At 37.9% G+C, this 19,733-nt stretch carries 13 protein-coding genes and 1 tRNA gene; 6 read left to right on the top strand and 8 right to left on the bottom strand.

Translation table 11 applies throughout. From position 1 onward, the window contains the following. Nucleotides 1–16 precede the first annotated feature (16 nt). The 3 genes from HPE63_RS09575 to HPE63_RS09565 all read right to left on the bottom strand — a co-directional run bounded on the left by HPE63_RS09575 (nt 17) and on the right by HPE63_RS09565 (nt 4,095). The gene (locus HPE63_RS09575; RefSeq protein ID WP_188314046.1) at nt 17–457 is read right to left on the bottom strand and encodes a QcrA and Rieske domain-containing protein; all 441 of its coding nucleotides are present in this window, start codon (nt 455–457) and stop codon (nt 17–19) included. Between the two features lie 181 nt (nt 458–638). After that, nucleotides 639–1,820: an AIR synthase related protein gene (locus HPE63_RS09570; protein ID WP_188314045.1), complete on the bottom strand. Its 1,182-nt coding sequence runs from the start codon at nt 1,818–1,820 to the stop codon at nt 639–641. Between the two features lie 88 nt (nt 1,821–1,908). Continuing rightward, complete coding sequence (locus tag HPE63_RS09565; RefSeq protein WP_188314044.1) at nt 1,909–4,095, bottom strand: glutamine synthetase III family protein; 2,187 nt, start codon at nt 4,093–4,095, stop codon at nt 1,909–1,911. 211 nt (nt 4,096–4,306) lie between these two features. Here HPE63_RS09565 and HPE63_RS09560 point away from each other — a divergent pair, with 211 nt between their 5' ends. Next, nucleotides 4,307–5,317 carry a glutamine synthetase beta-grasp domain-containing protein gene (locus HPE63_RS09560; protein WP_188314043.1) on the top strand — a complete coding sequence of 337 codons (1,011 nt, stop codon included), beginning with the start codon at nt 4,307–4,309 and terminating at the stop codon, nt 5,315–5,317. A gap of 67 nt (nt 5,318–5,384) precedes the next feature. On the opposite strand, the gene HPE63_RS09555 is transcribed toward HPE63_RS09560, so the two are convergent. Beyond that, complete coding sequence (locus HPE63_RS09555; protein ID WP_188314042.1) at nt 5,385–6,323, bottom strand: calcium/sodium antiporter; 939 nt, start codon at nt 6,321–6,323, stop codon at nt 5,385–5,387. Nucleotides 6,324–6,533: 210 nt separating this feature from the next. Here HPE63_RS09555 and HPE63_RS09550 point away from each other — a divergent pair, with 210 nt between their 5' ends. The 4 genes from HPE63_RS09550 (at nt 6,534) to HPE63_RS09535 (ending at nt 10,285) form a co-directional block, all read left to right on the top strand. After that, entirely contained in the window at nt 6,534–7,955 is a 1,422-nt protein-coding gene (locus HPE63_RS09550; protein WP_188314041.1) for a serine hydrolase domain-containing protein, read from the top strand. Between the two features lie 8 nt (nt 7,956–7,963). Then, nucleotides 7,964–8,323 (top strand): BlaI/MecI/CopY family transcriptional regulator, encoded by a 360-nt coding sequence (locus tag HPE63_RS09545; protein WP_188314040.1) that lies wholly within the window; start codon nt 7,964–7,966, stop codon nt 8,321–8,323. Beyond that, nucleotides 8,323–10,050 carry a M56 family metallopeptidase gene (locus HPE63_RS09540; protein WP_188314039.1) on the top strand — a complete coding sequence of 576 codons (1,728 nt, stop codon included), beginning with the start codon at nt 8,323–8,325 and terminating at the stop codon, nt 10,048–10,050. Before HPE63_RS09545 ends, HPE63_RS09540 begins: the two co-directional genes overlap by 1 nt. A gap of 79 nt (nt 10,051–10,129) precedes the next feature. Next, the gene (locus tag HPE63_RS09535) at nt 10,130–10,285 is read left to right on the top strand and encodes an SsrA-binding protein (protein WP_188314038.1); all 156 of its coding nucleotides are present in this window, start codon (nt 10,130–10,132) and stop codon (nt 10,283–10,285) included. On the opposite strand, the gene HPE63_RS09530 is transcribed toward HPE63_RS09535, so the two are convergent. Together HPE63_RS09530 and HPE63_RS09525 are read right to left on the bottom strand one after the other, a co-directional pair. After that, on the bottom strand, nt 10,279–10,791 hold the full coding sequence (locus tag HPE63_RS09530) for an adenine phosphoribosyltransferase (RefSeq protein WP_188314037.1): 513 nt from the start codon (nt 10,789–10,791) through the stop codon (nt 10,279–10,281). The genes HPE63_RS09535 and HPE63_RS09530 overlap by 7 nt on opposite strands. Next, a complete protein-coding gene (locus tag HPE63_RS09525; protein ID WP_188314036.1) occupies nt 10,788–14,096 on the bottom strand; it encodes a VCBS repeat-containing protein in 3,309 nt (1,102 codons plus the stop codon). The genes HPE63_RS09530 and HPE63_RS09525 overlap by 4 nt, the downstream gene beginning before the upstream one ends. A 246-nt stretch (nt 14,097–14,342) precedes the next feature. Here HPE63_RS09525 and HPE63_RS09520 point away from each other — a divergent pair. Next, nucleotides 14,343–14,416: transfer RNA gene (locus HPE63_RS09520), tRNA-Arg, on the top strand. Between the two features lie 364 nt (nt 14,417–14,780). Here HPE63_RS09520 and HPE63_RS09515 read toward each other — a convergent pair. After that, on the bottom strand, nt 14,781–16,463 hold the full coding sequence (locus tag HPE63_RS09515) for a SusD/RagB family nutrient-binding outer membrane lipoprotein (RefSeq protein ID WP_188314035.1): 1,683 nt from the start codon (nt 16,461–16,463) through the stop codon (nt 14,781–14,783). A 13-nt stretch (nt 16,464–16,476) separates the two neighbouring features. Next, nucleotides 16,477–19,599 (bottom strand): SusC/RagA family TonB-linked outer membrane protein, encoded by a 3,123-nt coding sequence (locus HPE63_RS09510; RefSeq protein WP_188314034.1) that lies wholly within the window; start codon nt 19,597–19,599, stop codon nt 16,477–16,479. Nucleotides 19,600–19,733 lie beyond the last annotated feature (134 nt).

Genomic DNA, 19,733 nt, shown 5'->3' with positions numbered 1-19,733 from the left:
TTTGAGGCACTAAAGATTATTCAAAAACGCGGAGCATATTCCCGTTGAGTTCGGTATTGTATATTTTCAATGGTTTGGCGGTCTTACTATCGACTTGATTTAAAGGGGCGCCATCCAAGGCAAAACGTGAACCATGTACATCACAGTAGAAAATACCACCATCATTGGATAGAAATCGCACTTGATCATACGATTCATGACTACATACTTGGGTAGCGGCTACAAAATTGCCATTCAAGTCCTTGACCACGACAACTAGATTCTTTAGAATAAAACTACCATTGTTGGCCAACTTTTGACCTTCCGTGGAGTTTAAGTCAATTGTAAAGTCGATACCTGTTGGTTGCTCCACTTTGTCCCCATTGACATCATCCTTTGAACATCCTTGTAAACAAGGAAAAGTCAATGCAAAGGCCGCACCTGCCCCTAAACTTCTGAGAAATTCCTTTCTTTCCATAGCATTGGTTTTATTATAAACAACGTGGTATTTAGGCTAATCGTATAACCAAAACAATAAAGTCGATTAACTCATGGATTATGATACTAGATTTAGTTACAATTTCAGGCCTTAAACCAAATTTTCAGAATTTGGGCTAACTCGAAACAAGTTAAACGCCTTTACGTAATTATTTGCTTTTTTACTCATAAACAAACGTGCCGAAACCACTTTTTATAGTAAGCTTTTTAGAGGCATTCCCCTCTACCCTTCCCACTATCCTGGCATCCACTCCAAAACTCTTGGAAATATCTATCAAATCCTGTGCCACGGTGGCGTTTGTATAGATTTCCATGCGATGCCCACAATTGAAAACCTGATACATTTCGCGCCAATCGGTATCTGATTGTTCCTGGATCAATTTGAATAATGGAGGTATGGGAAAAAGATTATCTTTTACGATATGAAGATTGTCGATAAAATGAAGGATCTTGGTTTGAGCACCACCACTGCAATGCACCATGCCATGAATATCCATCGCATTGTACTTCGACAAGATTTTCTTTATGATGGGTGCATAGGTACGGGTGGGTGATAGCACCAATTTACCCGCATCAATAGGGGAATCCGGGACCTTGTCGGTCAAACCTATATTCCCGGAATATACCAAGTCCTCAGGAACAGCTGAATCGAAACTTTCGGGATATTTTTCGGCTAAATATTTAGAAAAGACATCGTGTCTTGCAGATGTTAATCCATTACTACCCATACCCCCGTTATATTCCTTTTCATATACGGCCTTTCCAAAAGATTCCAGACCTACTATAACGTCACCTGCCTTAATATTGGCATTATCAATAACATTCTCACGCTTTAATCTAGCAGTCACCGTGGAGTCTACGATTATCGTTCGTACCAAATCACCTACATCGGCTGTCTCTCCGCCCGTGGAATGGATCACTATTCCGTGTTCGGCCAAATCGGCTATCAATTCCTCAGTACCATTAATAATGGCGGATATAACTTCTCCTGGAATCAAATTCTTATTACGACCAATGGTTGAGGACAATAAAATATTATCGGTCGCTCCTACACAGATCAAATCATCTATATTCATGATCAATGCATCTTGGGCTATTCCTTTCCAGACCGAAATATCCCCAGTTTCCTTCCAATACATGTAGGCCAAGGACGATTTGGTGCCTGCACCATCGGCATGCATAACCAGGCAATACGCTTCATCATCGGTCAAGTAATCCGGAACAATTTTACAGAAGGCTTTGGGAAAAAGCCCTTTATCGATATTCTTTATGGCATTATGAACATCTTCTTTTGAAGCTGAAACCCCTCTCTGTTTGTATCTTTCACTGTTTGATGTCCCCATTGACTCAAGTTTGAGGCAAAAATAATGGATTAGTTAAAAAAAGCCCACAAATTGTGAGCTTTTAAATTCTCTCGAACGTTAGAGGGCATTACTTTACAAACAATAACTCCCGATATTTGGTCAATGGCCAAAGTTGATCATCTACCAAACGTTCCAATTTATCACAATGATATCGTATTACTTCGAAGTAGGGTTTCACCCTATCGCAATAGGCATACGCTTTCGTATGCGTGTCGGTCATGATATTGGCCTTTTTCCGCTCCTCCACCATGGCATCGGTCTTCTCCTTTAAATATTCAAGATGACCAGATATTTCTTCAATAAGTACCAATTGACCTTTGGCTTTCTTTTGATAGGAAGCTCCATAAATCTCCTTTAGTCCACGAACGTTTTTGATAAGGCGGTTTTGGTATTCCACCACCGAGGGAATAACATAGCTATAAATAAGTTCATTAAACACCCTGCCTTCTATTTGAACGTGCATGATATAAGCTTCAAGCTCTACTTCTTGTCTTGCCCTTACTTCGACCTCGCTCATGACATTCATTGACCGGAATAGATCTAAACTTTCCTTTTTAACCAATACCTGAAGTGCATCTGGGGTGTTTTTATTATTACTTAGTTTTCTTTTTACCGCTTCTTTTTCCCAATCCGAGCTATACCCATCCCCATCGAACCGAATTCTTTTTGAGGTTTTGATGTACTCCCGTAAAACATTGAATATTGCTTCGTCCTTTTTAAGGTTTTTGTTATCGACCAAGAGATCAACTTCCTCTTTAAAGGCCTTCAACTGTTTGGCCACAATCGTGTTTAACACGGTCATGGGTTTGGCACAATTGGTTTTGGAACCCACCCCACGCATTTCGAATTTATTACCCGTAAAGGCAAAAGGCGAGGTCCTGTTCCTATCCGTATTGTCGAGCATAATCTCCGGAATCTTGCCGACCACGTTCAATTTTAATTCCGTTTTTTCTTCCGGGGATAATTTACCTTTTGAAACCCCTTCCAATTCATCAAGAACACTGCTCAATTGTTTACCAATAAATATGGAAATTATCGCCGGTGGTGCCTCGTTCGCCCCCAATCTGTAATCATTACTTGCAGAAGCGATCGAAGACCTTAAGAGTTCTTCATAGGTATCTACAGCCTTTATGGTATTCACAAAAAAGGTAAGGAACTGCAAATTCTTCATGGGTGTGGATCCCGGGCTCAATAAGTTTACTCCAGTGTCCGTTGACAATGACCAATTGTTATGTTTTCCCGAGCCATTGATTCCAGCAAAAGGTTTTTCATGAAAAAGAACCTTCATATGATGTTTCTCGGCCACTTTCTCCATCACATCCATCAATAAGAGATTATGGTCTACGGCCAAATTTGCTTCTTCAAAAATCGGGGCCAGTTCAAATTGGTTCGGCGCCACCTCATTATGTCGGGTTTTTACCGGGATACCCAATTTGGTACATTCCACTTCCAAATGACGCATAAAACTCAAGACACGACTCGGAATCACCCCGAAATAGTGATCATCCAATTGCTGCCCTTTAGCTGCGGTTTGGCCTATCAAGGTACGCCCTGTCATCACAATATCGGGTCGGGACATGGCCAATGACTTATCGATCAAGAAGTACTCTTGCTCCCAACCCAAAGTAGCATTTACTTTTGAAACATTTTTATCAAAATACTTGGCCACGGCGGTAGCCGCATCATCTACAGCAAGTAATGCCCGCAGCAACGGTGCCTTATTATCCAAGGCCTCTCCAGTATATGCAACAAATATCGTTGGGATACAAAGCGTTGTCCCGTAAACAAAAGCTGGTGACGTTGGATCCCATGCGGTATAACCCCTCGCTTCAAAAGTATTTCTGATTCCTCCATGTGGAAAACTTGATGCATCCGGTTCTTGTTGTACCAATTGCCCGCCCCCAAATTTTTCCAGGGCCTTGCCTTCAGGCAATAGGTCAAAAAACGCATCATGTTTTTCGGCCGTAGTACCTGTTAAAGGTTGAAACCAATGGGTATAGTGGGTTGCCCCTTTATGAATCGCCCATCCTTTCATAGCCTCGGCTACCTGATCGGCAATTTTCCGTTCTATTTTGGTGCCGGAATCAATAGCTCCTTTAACACTTGCCAAAGCATCCTTGGTCAAATGTTGAAGCATTTTATCCTCATTGAATACATTAGAGGCGAAAAACTCAGAACGCCTTCCTATTTCCTCAATTGGCAGAGGAACCCTTTTTTGACTTTCAAAAATTGCCTTAAATCTTAATCCAGACATATTGATAATTAATTTCGGTAAAAATAATGATTAACGAATTAATAATTTAAACTATACAATAATAACTTTTACACAAAATACCCCAAAAAAAACAGGGGTATGCTGAATTATTAACCAATTGTTGATAAATACCCCCTTAAATATTAGATATATACCCCAAAAAAACTATTTTTGTTCGACTTTAAAATTATATCAATTATATCCTATTATTATGAGCAAATCAAAATTAGAATACATCTGGTTAGATGGTCATGAGCCCACTCAGAACATGAGAAGTAAAACTAAAATCGAAAATGATTTTAGCGGCAAGTTAGAAGATTGTGAGATCTGGTCTTTTGATGGTTCTTCAACAGAACAAGCTGAAGGTGGTTCCTCTGACTGTTTGTTGAAACCTGTGGCCATATTTCCTGATCCATCGAGGGAAAATGGATACCTGATAATGTCCGAGGTCTTAAATGCCGATGGAACACCCCATGTTTCTAATGCGCGTGCCAAAATTGACGATGACGACAACGATTTTTGGTTTGGTTTTGAACAAGAATACTTCTTAATGGATACCCATACCGATTTACCCTTGGGATTCCCAAGAGGTGGATTCCCTGGGCCACAAGGTAAATATTATTGTTCCGTTGGTGGTCGATATACTTGGGGTAGGGATTTCGTTGAAGAGCATGCCGACCTTTGTCTAAAAGCTGGATTGAACTTTGAAGGTATTAACCAGGAAGTGGCTCCAGGACAGTGGGAATTTCAAATATTCGCCAAAGGTGCTAAAAAAGCAGGTGATGAAATTTGGGTCGCCAGATATTTATTGGATCGTTTAACTGAAAAATATGGCTATTATATTGAGTATCACCCAAAACCTGTAAAAGGAGATTGGAATGGATCGGGTATGCACGCCAATTTCTCAAACTCTGTATTAAGAACTTGTGGTTCCAAGGAAACATACGAAAAAATTTGTGAGGCCTTTAGACCTGTTACCGATGAACATATGGCGGTTTATGGCGCTTTCAACGATGAGCGTCTGACTGGTTTACATGAGACAGCTCATGTTTCCGACTTTAGTTATGGCGTATCTGATAGGGGGGCATCGATTAGGATACCGATTATTACTGTAGAAAAAGGTTGGAAAGGTTGGTTGGAAGACAGACGACCAGCTTCTAATGGTGATCCTTATAAGATTGCAGGAAGAATTGTTAAAACGGTTAAGAATGCCAAGATTTAAGTAGCGAGAATTAAATTAGTTGTTTTTATACAAAAGACCCTGACAATACTGTCAGGGTCTTTTTTAATTAGAATATCATAAGATAAATAAAAACCGCGTAGACCAAGAGTAGCACTATTCCGTCTCTCCACCCTAACCGAAGTCCTTTAGGAAAGAATACCAAGGGGAAAATCAGGAAAGAAATCCCCAACATCCAAAAAATATCATTGCTTAACAATCCTTGATCCATGACCCGAATTGGCGTAATAATGGAAGTTATGCCCAATACGGCCATAATGTTAAAGATATTCGATCCGAGCAAATTACCGACAGAAATGGCTTTTTCTTTCTTAATGATGGCTATTATAGAGGCAGCGAGTTCCGGAATGCTCGTGCCTATAGAAACGACGGTTATACCGATAATTCGTTCACTGACACCATAATAATCGGCAAGCCCCACTGCACCATTCACCAATAATTCGGAACCACCCCAAAGTGCGGTCCCTCCAAGTCCCAAATACAATACGGCCTGATATAGGGGTAAAGGAATATCATCTTCATGGGCCTCTTCAACAACCGCTATTTTCTGGTATTTCAAAAGGTAAACCAAAAATAGAAATAGGCCAACGACCATAATGATCCCCTCGTACCTCTGCAATGTCCCGTCAAAGAAAATAAACCCGAAAAAAAGCAAGGTGGCCAGCATCATCATGGGCCAATCGGTAGTATAAAAACTCTTTCGAATTTCAATACTTCCTAATAGCAATATTACGGCCAATACCAACCCTAGATTGGCAATATTCGAACCGACTACATTGCCCAAGGCCAAATCTGGAAAACCATCTGTGGCAGCTTTTATACTTACTATGAGCTCAGGTGCAGAAGTAGCGAAGGACACGACCGTCATACCAATCACTATTTTCGGAATGTTCAATCGTAGGGAAAGTGCCACTGCTGATTTTAGGAGCCAACTACCCCCCGAAATTAAGAGGATGAGTCCAAGAACAATAAAAACAAGGTTCTGCACTGATTTACTTTTAACAAATATAGACCAAGATTTTTGTTTTATGGGTCTTGGGAAAACATTTGAACCAAAGATTAACTACATATTTAGTTAAATAACTATTAATTTAGTTTTTCAACTAAATTAATAGTTTATCTTTGAAAGAACTAAAGATATATCATGATGTTTATTTTCAAGAACACTATTCACTATATAAAAATATCAAGGCAAAAAATGAGGCTCGCTTTGGTCGCAGTATTATGCCTGTTTTTAGCACAATGCAGTAATAAGCAGAAAAACAAACCACAAGACGATCACCGGCACGTTCAATTTATCGACAAGGTTGATGACGTAATCCGATCCTATATTGATCTGGATATATTTTCAGGTGTTGTTCTTATCGCACAAAAAGGAGAGGTTCTCTATCATAAGGCTTTTGGGCTTGCAGATCGGCAAAAAGGTATAAAGAATGAGTTAAATACCTTGTTCGATATTGGTTCAATGAACAAAACGTTCACTTCGATTGTCATCCATCAATTGGCGGCAGAAGGTAAATTGAAATTAACAGATAAACTAACCTCCTATATCAGTGGATTTTCTGATTCGAAAACAGAAAGCATAACCCTGAATCATTTACTTGAGCATAGCTCAGGTTTCGGTGATTACCACTCACAGGACTATTTCAACCTCAACGCTAGTGAGCAAGCCCTTCATGCCATCGTCGAACGAGCTAAATCCGTTACGCTAGATTTTGAACCTGGAACTGATGAACAATACTCAAATTTAGGGTATGTAATTTTAGGAGCGGTAATCGAAAAAGTCTCGGGCAAATCATATTTTGACAATGTACAAATGAGAATTGTAGATCCCTTACAACTGAATGACACATTTCTTAATGATTTTTCAGGCTTGGAACACCGTATTGCAAAAGGATATTACCAAACACCACTGGGTATATTGGAAGAAAATACAGGGCTTCAAGACACTCCTAATCCAGATGGCGGTTTTCTATCAACTACTCTTGATGTTATGAAATTTTACCGATCCTATTATTACGATGAACATTTACTATCCAAAGAAGCCAAAGAAGAACATTCATTTTTTCAATATCTCGCCAGTCTACCAGAAGGTAAGGCTACTGTTGCCGCTGGTGGTTTCGAAGGTTTCAATACAGCTTTGTTTCAAGTGTTAAGTGATGATTTAACGATTATAGTTTTCGCAAATATGGATGAACCGGTAGCTGAACGAATAGGGATGGATATACTAACCTTGTATCGAAATGATACCCCTGCAAAACCACAATTACCCGCAATTCAAAATATAAGGAAGAACTATGAAGAGCATGGTCTTTTATATCTTAAGGAGAATTTTGAGAAATTAACGACCAACTTCCATCCAACAGATCCAAAAGATATTATTTTAAATGATTTGGGTTACGCCTATCTTTATGGCGCGGGTGACAAGGTTAAGGCACTGGAAATTTTAAAGTTAAACACCGAACTTTTTCCCGACGTCGCCAATTGTTGGGATAGTTATGGGGAGGCCTTAGCTGCAAATGGAAATATCTTGGATGCTATAAAGGCATATAATAAGGCCTTAGAAATACAACCCAACTTGGCATCTGCCAAAAAAGCAATAGATGAATTGAGCAAATAAAATTTCTTATGCAAAAACTTACGAACAAAGAAGAACTGGTAATGAAAATTCTATGGAAGTTGGAAAAAGCCTTTGTAAAGGATATTCTTGCTAAAATGAAGGGTGTCAAGCCTCATTACAACACCATGTCGACCATAATAAGGAATTTAGAGGAAAAGAACTATGTTGGACATGAGGCATTTGGAAATACCCACCGTTATTATCCACTAATATCGAAAGAAGACTATCGCAAAAAATATATTAATTCTACTCTTGCAGCGTATTATGACAACTCCTACAAAAGCATGGTCTCATTTTTTGCCAAGGAAGAGAAAATCTCTGCTGATGAATTGAGGGAAATAATCGACCTAATAGAAAAGAAAAAATAATGGATGCACTTTTAATTTATTTATTGAAGGCTTCTGGGGTTCTTGCCATATTTTATTTGGCCTATCAATTATTTCTAAAAAAGGAAACCTTTTACTACGTAAACCGCCATTTTCTAATGGTAGGTATTGTGACTGCATTGACATTGCCTTTTGTTACTATTACCAATTATGTTGAAATCGCGGCTTTGCCTTTGAATTACACCCTTAGCGAATCGTCATTGGTTGGTGTACCGGTTACGACTCCCGATTGGAATATGATTGATATGATCTTTACCATTTATATCTTGGGACTGGGCATTTTCACAACGAAGTTCATTATCCAAATACTATCGCTTTATAAATTGATAAAAAGTAATAAAACAAAAAAGCAAGGTAGGTTTTACCATGTGGAAACCCATAAGAACATTGCCCCGTTTTCTTTTTTCAATTATATTTTTTACAACCCCAACCTTTATTCCCGAAGTGAATTAACGGCCATTCTAAAACATGAAAAAGCCCATAGTTCACAATGGCATTCCTTGGATGTATTACTGTCACATCTCACGGCCATATTCACTTGGATAAATCCGTTTAGTTGGTTGTACCAATCCAACATAAAACAAAACCTCGAATTTTTAGCCGATGCAAAGGCCACCGAAGAAGTGCCATCGATTAAAAATTACCAATATGCCCTATTAAAAGTATCGGCGAATCAATTCTACACCCCAATTGTCAATAATTTTTATAATTCATTAATCAAAAAGCGAATAGTCATGCTAAACAAATCAAAATCGAACAAACGGAATATTTTAAAGGTGGCTTTCATTCTGCCGGCTTTAGCCATTTTTTTAGTCAGTTTTAACACCAAGGAAGTTTATGTTCCTATGAAACCCACATTGGCGACACCATCCAATTCGGTTCAAAATCCACAGCTCATCGAAATTAGGATAGATAAGAACACCACCGACAAGGAATTAATTGACCTAAAAAAAGACCTTGCTAAAAAGGGAATCGATTTCTCTTATACCGTGGTCCATAATTCCAAAAAAGAAATCATTGAGATTTCCGTGGATTTCGCCACAACCAATGATGATGGAAAAATAATTCGTAGCTCCTCTAGTTTCAGTAATGGGGATGAAGGTATTGATCCAGTTCATATTATTTACGATAAAGAAACCAATAGTATATCAATGGGAAGCAAAGTCAACATGCCGAGCAAAAAACGCAAGAAGGTGCTTATAGAGGTTGATGAAGATGATGATAGGATGATATGGGTAGAAGCTGATGGTGATGGCGTCGATGACGTCGAACATAGGAGAATTGAAATAATAGATGAAAACGGAAAGGAAACTATAAAAGTCAATGGTAAAGAAATCAGCCGCAAGGAATTCGACAAAATGAAAAAGGAAGATGGACTTCATGAAAAACACATCAAAATAAAGAAATCGAAAGGGGACAAAGATGAAAATATATTCATAATGAAAATGTCAACCGATGATGAAGATGAAGATATGGATATTATGGAAATAGAGGATGGAGAGAACAAAAAGGTGTTCATAATGAAAAGTGAAGGGGACGAAAAGCCCCTTTTCATAATCAATGATAAAGAAGTGGAAGAAAATGAGATAGAAAAACTCGATCCTTCGAATATCGAGTCGATGAACGTACTTAAAGGCGAGATGGCCGCTAAGAAATATGGTGATAAAGGTAAAAACGGAGTAGTGGAAATTACCATCAAAAAAGAATAATCATATACTAACAAAGTATTTATAAGACCCTGATAATTTCGTTGGGGTTTTTTAATACATTTGAAATAATCGCGATGCCATGGGAACATCATTTTTTAAACTTCTTGCGAAGATCAATAAAGCAATTTTACCCTCATTCACAAAACAAGGATTGGACCTAGCAAAAGCTTCGAAGATCCAATTGGCCCTTATCGGGTGGCGCTATTATGTGACAACGAGGGCACTCAATCAATAATGCAGTAAAGACTTCACCTGATAGTTTAAGAGCTTCTCTTTTCCACCAAGAAAATCCAGTTCCAAAAGAAAATTGCATTGCACAATTTCACCACCCATTTTTTCAATTAACCTACAAGTTGCTTGGGCAGTACCCCCTGTTGCCAAAACATCATCGTGAACCAAGACCTTATCCCCTTTTATAATACTATCAAAATGTATCTCCAAGGCATCTGTACCATATTCCAAGTCATAATATTGTTGAATAGTTTTGCCAGGCAGCTTTCCTGATTTACGAACCGGCACAAAGCCGGCATTTAATTTAGCAGCTAACATAGGTGCGAAAAAGAACCCCCTACTCTCCATACCCACTACTTTATCAATTTTGACATTGCCCAAAAGTTCCAAAAGAGCATTTTCGGTAAATCGCAATGCCTTAGAATTTTTCAAAAGAGGGGTAATATCCCGAAATATGACACCCTTTGTTGGAAAGTCGGGAACATCAAGTATGAAGGTTTTTAAATTCATTTGAATCGGTTTATTCGGAACAACCTAACATAATTATTATTGTTGCCAGCAACCACATACTGTTCCTCATTAATAGTTATGATTTGTAATACTTTTACATCAGTAGGCAAAAATAATCCACTATCATTGGCATTAATGGGTTCTAACTTAAAATCACCATTATTGGATAAGACCATACCATAACCAGCATCATTCCTAGGTGTTTCAATTTCTGAAGCAAATAAGTTACCTGCCAAAATCAAATCTTGGGTTCCATTTTGATCTAAATCTTTGAATAGTATCGCATTAATAGATGACAATTGCGATTCTTGGGGCAAAGGGATAAATTCAAAATCGGCATTTCGATTATTCTTTAGGATCCCACTTTTAAAATTAAAGGCCTTCAAATGTAATGCCCTTTCCAAATTGCGATTACCGTATATATCCAAAAGTGTCGATTTTCCAAATTCATCATAAGTAGGTGTTATTTTCTTAATACTTGGCATTTGTTGTGAGGAACATTCCCTACCGCGTACTGGATATAATTCACCAAAATTATAATATCCCAATACCAAGTCGCGCTTGCCATTTTCGTCAAAATCACCATAATACACCTCAAATGGTTCTGATGAATTGGCCTTATATTTATAATTATCGCCAAGATTTCCTAACACATAATCATCATCCCCGTCCGAATCAAAATCAAAGGATTCAACTGTAAAATACCATCCTGAAAGACTATCCAATATTTTAGGATTTAATTTCTCAAAGAAACCATTTGTATTTTTGAAAAAAGTAGGTTTCATCCATTCCCCAACCAGACATAAATCCATATCCCCATCTACATCAAAATCGGTCCATATTGCATCGGTGACCAAACCTATCTCATTGAGTTCTGGTGCTATTTCATTAGTAACATCCTTGAAAAAACCCTTCTTATTCTGAAGAATATGACTATTGGCAGGAGCAGGATAGTCATGAGGCATATGTCTGCCACCAATAAAAACATCCATAAAACCATCATTATTATAATCCTGGATTTTCACCCTTGAACTGCTACCATTTAACCCTGATGGAAGCAGATCTGGTCTTTTTATGAACTTTCCTTTTCTGTTTTCATATAATCTATCGGTATAATTTGGTGAATTAGATTCAAATTCATTACCTCCGCTTGCAACATATAAATCCAAATCACCATCATTGTCAAAATCAAAAAAACTTGCATCTACATCTTCGAAAATAGCGTCATTCCCAAAAGAAAAATATTCCTTAAATGTGCCATTGTCTTGCTGGGTATAAATAACAGAAGTCTCGCCTGAACTTTGACCAAAGTAAAGATCTTCTTTACCATCAGCATTTACATCCCCTACAGCCAGTGCTGGGCCAAAATGTGACATTTTATGGGGCAACAAAACTTGTTCTAAATAATCATTATAATCATTTTCCTTATGAATAATTGTATTCAATAAAGTACTTTGTATGAATATTTTCTTTTTAATAGTCCTATGACATTCTTCAAGTTCATTGACCACATAGGATATGGTATGCTTTTTATTTGCAGATAAATTCAATTCCTTATGAAAACCACCTTCTGGCCAAAAAACCAACACAGAATCTAATATAGTCTGCTTACCTAAACCTATGTGTATTTCAGGAGGTACTGAGGATTGATAACCTCTTACACTGAAATTCTCAAATACTTGTTTACCATTTTTGCTGAATGCAATTATTTTAACCCCTACACCTTTCGTGTTTTTCGTATTTCCATTAAAAGCTAATTGAATGAAATTTTGATCGTTTACGTTGGTATTGTTTTTTAATATGGACGCTTTTTCGTCAATATTGTTAATTACGAGATCCAAATCCCCATCGTTATCCAAATCTGCGTAGGCAGCCCCATTCGAATAGGTTTTTCGAGGATTTTCTAACCAATTATCAGATTCGTTGGAAAAATTTAATAAACCATTATTTTTATAAAAATAATTTTTGTGTGGCCTTTTAGGTGTTCTTTCAATAAGTGAATTTATCTTTTTTGGATTTGACATTGCATCAGCATTTTCCCTTCTAAAAGCCTGCATACTAGCAAAGAAATCCTTATTTCTGAAATCCCTTTTTATACCATTGGTAATAAACAAATCCTTGAGGCCATCATTGTCAAAATCGGCTAATAAAGGAGCCCAGCTCCAATCAGTATTTGACACCCCTGTGATTTGTGCTACATCAGAAAAAAAAGGAATGCCAACAGAATCTATATAGGTACTATGCTTCAGAAAAGTGTTGTACATATACTGATAATGCTTGCCTGCCATAACATTGTTATTGAATTTTTCCGGATTCATGCTAGCCATACTCGTTTTCATACCATAATTATCTTCCGAAACCATATCTAAAGTCATAATATCGACAAAACCGTCATTATCAAAATCCGCAATATCATTCCCCATTGAAAAATTTGGAATGTGGTTAGTTGCTTTTTTGATTACTTCTTTAAATGTACCGTCCTGTTGATTGATATACATATAATCAGGTTCGTCATAATCATTGGAAATATAAACATCTGGCCAACCATCTTGATTCAAATCACTAACGCCGACACCTAGACCATAAGAAATAGAATTGGAAAAAATACCAACTTGTTTCGTAATATTCTCGTATTTACCGTTGTTATTAATAAAAAACTTATCGCCGAGCGGGGAAAAGGTTTCCGTCGTACCATTACTAAATGTCTGGGGATTATGATTCATTAGAAACATATCCAAATCACCATCACGATCAAAATCCAAAAAGGCAGATTGAATAGAATTACTTGGATCATCCAATCCAAATTCGCGAGCAGACTCCTTAAATGTAGGGATTCCGTTATTATCTTCCCCTTGATTCACATATAGTTCATTTACTAGTAGTTCCCGCTTTTCATAAGGTCCAGATTTACAAACGTATATATCCAATAAGCCATCATTATTGATATCAACCATATTGGTTCCCGTTGTCCAACCATGTTTTCCTTTAGTTCCTGATTCTTTGGTTATATTTTCAAATTGGAGATTACCTTGGTTCAAATACAATGCATTATCGCCTAGGTTTGAAGTAAAATAAATATCGTTAAGACCATCATTATTAACATCTCCGATAGCAACACCACCGCCATTATAAACATATTCATAAACAAAAGAATTCGTCAACTCATTTTCAGGAATAATGTTTTGAAAATCTATATTGGTATGATCGCTATTCAATTCCTCAAAAAGAAAATTGGATTCATTCACTTTGTTTCCACATGATGAAAAGAATAAAATTGAGACTATTATTACTATTGCTCTTTGCATTTGATTACTATTCTAAATTGATCCAATATTAAATAAATGAACCCCTCTGCTTTTTAACTTTATAAGGTCACCTTTATTTTGTGGTAAAGTTAAAAAGAAATATATTTGCAGCCCTATAAAAAGCCTCGTAGCATGATAGAAAATGTATATGATTACGGCTTAGAAGCCTGCCAGTCGGCAGACAGGGTTTCAGGATTCGCCGAGACATCGGTGCTGTAGAAACCTGAACACTTTGTTTTAGTATAAGGTCCTGTGGCGCAACTGGATAGCGCATCTGACTACGAATCAGAAGGTTACAAGTTCGAATCTTGTCAGGATCACAACACTCGGAAAACCACGTCTTCGTTCAGACGTGGTTCTTTATTTTGTGGAAAGGCCAAGCGAATGCTTGAAGCCCTGTAACAACATGAAGAACCAGGACGACAGTCCGTGGATTGCCAATTTCAATTTAGAGGCCGAAAAGAAAACCAAATGTAATCTTGTCAGGGTCTCATAAAAATCAATATTCAAGCTATATCAATTAGCTTGTATTTTTGTTTTGTAACAATATATTATTGCCAATTTGCTAAATATGTAATTGCCACAAATCGTCTCAAATAAATTAATAAAGGAAGGTGACTAACCTTCCTTTACTAACTAAATCAGATTTACAACGTTCTTAGAATATTGTAAAAATGAAAATTATTATTGGGCAAACCATAGTGTAGTACCCTGAACATCTGGTCCTTGCGCATCTAACGCAGCATTGAAATTAGGATTCTCTTGGGCTCCAGATCCATAACGCAAGCGCTGTGGATATAAACCGTTAAGCGTACCAAGTGCAAAAATAGTCTGATTTGAAACGCCAGCAGCCAATTCAGAAGGGTAGCCTGTATCCCGTACCACGGCCCATGCCTCAAACCCATCGGTGTAACTTGCCAACCATCTTTGAATTGCGATTTTTTCCAATTTTTCGTCCATAGTTCCTGTTGAAATGTCAGCAATTGCCTGACTTGTGATATAAGCATCGGCGTCTCCGCCAGAAATTCCCCATATTGCCATTGCTTCCTTTATTCCAGCAGCGAACAGCGTTTGGGCATCTCCTCCGGACATTCCTCTAACCGCAACTTCTGCCTGCAAGAAATATGATTCAGCACTTGTAAGAATTATTTCAGGGTACGTATCTACTTGCTGACCTCTTTTTTTGGTAACAAATTCAGAAGGTAGACTAAACAGGTCATATCGAACATATGGATATGTATCCCCATTTATTCTTGATGGTTGTCCAACATATTGCCCAGCGCCCATCTCAATGGTTGTGTCGGCACCAGATGTGGATATTGTATATTCTGCATTCGCTCTGTCCAAGGCGGCGACTATGAAGTCGAGTCTTTCTTGAAAGTTTACATCAGAACCATCGTCGGTAAAAACGAATGTACCACCTTTTGCCGGTATGGTATAAGCCGTCAGTCGGGGGTCATTATTGTCTTTTAAAATATTCATTAGAGTTGCTCCTATTGTCCAGTTAGCGGCCCCACCAGTCCCGAAATCATGCCAAATATCACCATAAGCGGCAGAACTCCACTCACTAATCACTAAATCTTTCTTCATTACAACACTACCTGAAGCATTGTCCAATAATGGGGCTGCCAAGGCTGCTGCTATGGTACTAGCCGCAAAATCATCACCAGGAGCGTTAAGGGCCCTCATTCCAATTCGGAGTTTCAAAGTGTTGGCCAATCTTTTCCATTGTTGCATGTCACCTCCACAATAAATATCATTCGAGCCAGCATCATCTACACCTACACCGCTGGTTTCAGCGGAGCCTATCAAGGCCATTGCTTCATCCAAATCAGCAATGATACCCTTATAAATATCCTTCTGGGTATCATATTTAGGAGTTAGAATCCCATCTACCCCTGCTTCACTATAGGGTACCATACCAAAAGTTTCAGTATACATTTGATAATACAATCCTTTCATAATCAATGACATGGCATACATATATTGATTTTCAAACTCTCCCCCAGGTTTAGTTAGATCTCCGAAAGATTTAATACTGCCAAATCGCCCAGCTAACCAACCATAAGCTGCATCAGTATAGCCGGCATTATAATCATAACCAAGATTATCTCCCCACCAAGAGGCATTATGGCCGAAAGTAAAATGACCAGCAAACCTATCAGTATGAATTAAATGTGCTCTCCAATATTCAAAACGACCTGGTGCATATAGACCTACTTGTGTACTTGTCAAAAAGAACTTAGCACTTACTTCATCAGCCGTAAAACCTGTTTGACTGGTGTTTATTTCATCAAAATCCTCCGTACAAGAAATGACCAAGAACAAACTAAATAGGCCATATAGCATTAAATTAATTTTTTTCATAATTTCTTTTTTTTTAAAAGTTAACATTTAAACTCAACCCATAACTTTTCGTTGTTGGCAAGGCATAAAATAGAACACCTTGTCCAAAATTGGAAGTAGAGTAACTAGACTCCGGATCAAAGTTATCAACGTTTTTGTATAAAAATAATAAATTCCTTCCTATAGCACTAAAGGATACTCTTCGAACAAATGTGTCCTTCAAGAATTTTTGTGGCAAATTGTATGTTAAACTCAACTCTCTTAATCTAACATTGGTCTGATCATAAACATACTCTGATCCAATATTGCTGACAGCTCCCCAGTAATCCTGTGCACTGATTGTCACAGTATTCGCAGAGAAATTACCACTACCATCATCAATAACACCATCTACCAAAACTCCACCTTCGCGAAATTCCAATGACCTCTTTGAAACACCAGTTGCATCTAGACCAGAATCCGTAAATGAAAATACCTCCCCACCAATTCTACAATCTATCAATGTATTTAACGAAAAGTCCTTATATCTAAAAGTATTGGTCAATCCTCCGGAAAAATCAGGTTGATAATTCCCGAATTTTTCGCGTTCCGATGTGGCCTGTGGGCGACCTTCTGCCGTTAAAATCAATTGCCCAGCATCATTCCGCTTCCATGTGGTGGTGTAGATATCTCCATAACCTCCACCTACTTGTGCGCGTACATCCACGATTCCACCATTACTTGAGCTAAAGTTGAAGTTCTCCTGACCTTCAATTAGACTAACAAGCTTGTTTTCATTTTTAGAAATATTCGCCGAAATGTCCCAAGTGAAGTTATCCGTTTTTACTGGAGTTCCTCCAAGCAACACCTCATAACCTTTGTTCGTAATTTCACCAATGTTCTCCCTAAAATTACTATAACCAGTTCCAGGATCGACAGGCACATCAAAGATTAAATCTTTAGTAGATATATCATAATAAGAGAAGTCCCCGTACAATCTGTTTCCGAATAATTTGAATTCCAAACCAAATTCAGTGGTGTTGATATCCTCAGGACGAAGACTCTCACTAAACTTGATATTTGGCCTACTAACGGATACATTACCTAAGTAACCATTAGCCGCAACACTGAAAAGATTTACAATCTGAAGTGGATCGGTATCATTACCCACGTTTGCTGTGCTACCCCTTAATTTTAACAAGTTTACATTAGGGCCCATATCGAATATATTATTCAACAATACACTTAAGCCTACTGAACTATAAAAATAAGATCTGTTTTCGGCAGCTAATGCAGACGACCAGTCATTTCTACCTGTAACATCCAAGAACAACATGTCATTATAGCCAAAAGAGGCAGAACCATATAACGAGTTTACTCTCTTTTCTATTAAGTCTGATTGACTGGCTTCTATTTGTGTTCCATCTGTATTATTTAAAAAGTATTTTCCTGGAATCTTAAAATCCCTTCCATTTGCTCCAGAACTAATATTAGTCGAATGCCTCATGTTACCACCTACGTTGACACCTACACTAAACTTTTCGCCCAAGTACTTATTGAACATCAATAAAGCATCGTAGTTTGTTTCAGTTCTATCATTTTGGCCAAACCCTATTCTTCCGCCACTAAAAAAGTGATATCCAGTAGCAATAACACTCTTTGTATCTTGACTAATCGCGTCTGTACCAACACGAACAAAAGCTGATAACCAGTCAGTAAATTTATAGTCGAGTTTCGCAAAACCAGAAATACGTTTTCTAGAATCACTATTGCTATTATTATATAGCATCCAATATGGATTTCCCCCAGATGCGGTCGGGGCAATCTCTTTATAGATATTATTTGGATCGATAGGGTTTTCAATATTTTGGTAAACCTTTAAATCGTTTATATCAACATTTCTAGCCAATGGCCATAAATACGCCATAAGACCCTCAGTTCCTTGGTTAGGACGATTGGTTGCATCCTGTAAGAAGTACGTTATTTTTGCATCCAATGTCATCCTGTCGCTTAGATTTGCAAAACCCCTTAAGTTAAAGTTATTTCTTTTAACCTCTGAATTAGGCAGAATAGAACCTATGTCAGTATTGGTATATGAAAAAAGTACTGATGCGTTTTCTGAACCACTATTCAATGAAATGGTATTGACCAAACTAGTACCTGTTTCAAAAAAATCGCTTACGTTATTAGGTTGTGCATTATAAGCCCTTTGCTGTCCATTAAACTCAAGATGTGATGAACCATCAAACTTTGGCCCCCAAGATGAAGTACTTGTAACCGCATTAACCTGAGTTGCTAGGTCATCGCTTGCATTGACTTGAGGAAAATTACCATCGGTACCTCTGCCATATTGGTTTTGATATTCAGGTAAAGCCAAAGGTGTCTCAAAAGTCACACTGGAATTAAAACTAATTCCCAAACCTTTATCAAGTTTTCCTTTTTTGGTTGTGATGATAATCACCCCATTTGCAGCCCTTGAACCATATAAAGCAGCAGCATTAGGCCCCTTAAGAACAGAGATAGATTCAATGTCGTCTGAGTTAATATCCGATATACCATTACCCAAATCAGGAACACTGAATTCACCAGCACCAGCTGTTGCCAAAGTAGTGTTATCAATGGGCACACCATCAACTACATATAAAGGCTGGTTGTTACCATTTAATGAGTTATTACCACGAATAACAACCCTAGTACCACCACCGGCTCCTGAAGTTGATTTGGTAACCACAACTCCAGCCACTTTACCTGCAAGTGAACTGGCCACGTTAGATTCTTTTACCAATGAAACAGATTCCCCTGAGAGCTCAGTAACCGAATATCCTAGCGATTTTTTTTCTCTAGTCAAACCCAAAGAAGTTACCACCACCTCTCCAAGCTGTTCAGCGTCCTCTTCCAAGGAAACATTGATGCTAGATTGACCTGCTATCCCTACTTCTTTTGTTGCGAAGCCTAAGGATGAAAACACCAACGTTGCCGTAGAACTGGAAACGTTTAATTCAAAATTACCGTCAAAGTCACTGGAAGTACCATTAGTAGTACCTTTCTCCACCACGTTGACACTAGGCAACGGCACTCCGGAATTATCGGTTACCGTACCTGAAATGGTTTGTGCTATGGCTCCTTGAATAAAGAGCAAGGCAACAAACAACAATACATACTTAAATTTTTGATTCATGCTAGTTTAGTTTTGTTAGTTTATTGTTTGAATCCATTAAATATTAAAATTACCTTAAAGTTATTAAAATAATGTTAATATACTAAAGTTGGCATTTGCCCCTTGATTTTGAAATGTTTTCGACCAATAACGAA

The organism is Maribacter arenosus, assembly GCF_014610845.1.
GTDB classification, from domain to species: domain Bacteria; phylum Bacteroidota; class Bacteroidia; order Flavobacteriales; family Flavobacteriaceae; genus Maribacter_A; species Maribacter_A arenosus.
Note: the sequence above shows the minus strand (reverse complement) of the source record. Positions and strands in the feature narration are given on the sequence as shown.

Bases quoted from the DNA above. Each gene is read 5' to 3' on its own strand.
- HPE63_RS09515 (WP_188314035.1), bottom strand. From the start codon at position 16,463: ATGAAAAAAATTAATTTAATGCTATATGGCCTATTTAGTTTGTTCTTG.
- HPE63_RS09530 (WP_188314037.1), bottom strand. From the start codon at position 10,791: ATGAATTTAAAAACCTTCATACTTGATGTTCCCGACTTTCCAACAAAG.
- HPE63_RS09540 (WP_188314039.1), top strand. From the start codon at position 8,323: ATGGATGCACTTTTAATTTATTTATTGAAGGCTTCTGGGGTTCTTGCC.
- HPE63_RS09550 (WP_188314041.1), top strand. From the start codon at position 6,534: ATGAGGCTCGCTTTGGTCGCAGTATTATGCCTGTTTTTAGCACAATGC.
- HPE63_RS09545 (WP_188314040.1), top strand. From the start codon at position 7,964: ATGCAAAAACTTACGAACAAAGAAGAACTGGTAATGAAAATTCTATGG.
- HPE63_RS09510 (WP_188314034.1), bottom strand. From the start codon at position 19,599: ATGAATCAAAAATTTAAGTATGTATTGTTGTTTGTTGCCTTGCTCTTT.
- HPE63_RS09565 (WP_188314044.1), bottom strand. From the start codon at position 4,095: ATGTCTGGATTAAGATTTAAGGCAATTTTTGAAAGTCAAAAAAGGGTT.
- HPE63_RS09570 (WP_188314045.1), bottom strand. From the start codon at position 1,820: ATGGGGACATCAAACAGTGAAAGATACAAACAGAGAGGGGTTTCAGCT.
- HPE63_RS09560 (WP_188314043.1), top strand. From the start codon at position 4,307: ATGAGCAAATCAAAATTAGAATACATCTGGTTAGATGGTCATGAGCCC.
- HPE63_RS09535 (WP_188314038.1), top strand. From the start codon at position 10,130: ATGGGAACATCATTTTTTAAACTTCTTGCGAAGATCAATAAAGCAATT.
- HPE63_RS09575 (WP_188314046.1), bottom strand. From the start codon at position 457: ATGGAAAGAAAGGAATTTCTCAGAAGTTTAGGGGCAGGTGCGGCCTTT.
- HPE63_RS09525 (WP_188314036.1), bottom strand. From the start codon at position 14,096: ATGCAAAGAGCAATAGTAATAATAGTCTCAATTTTATTCTTTTCATCA.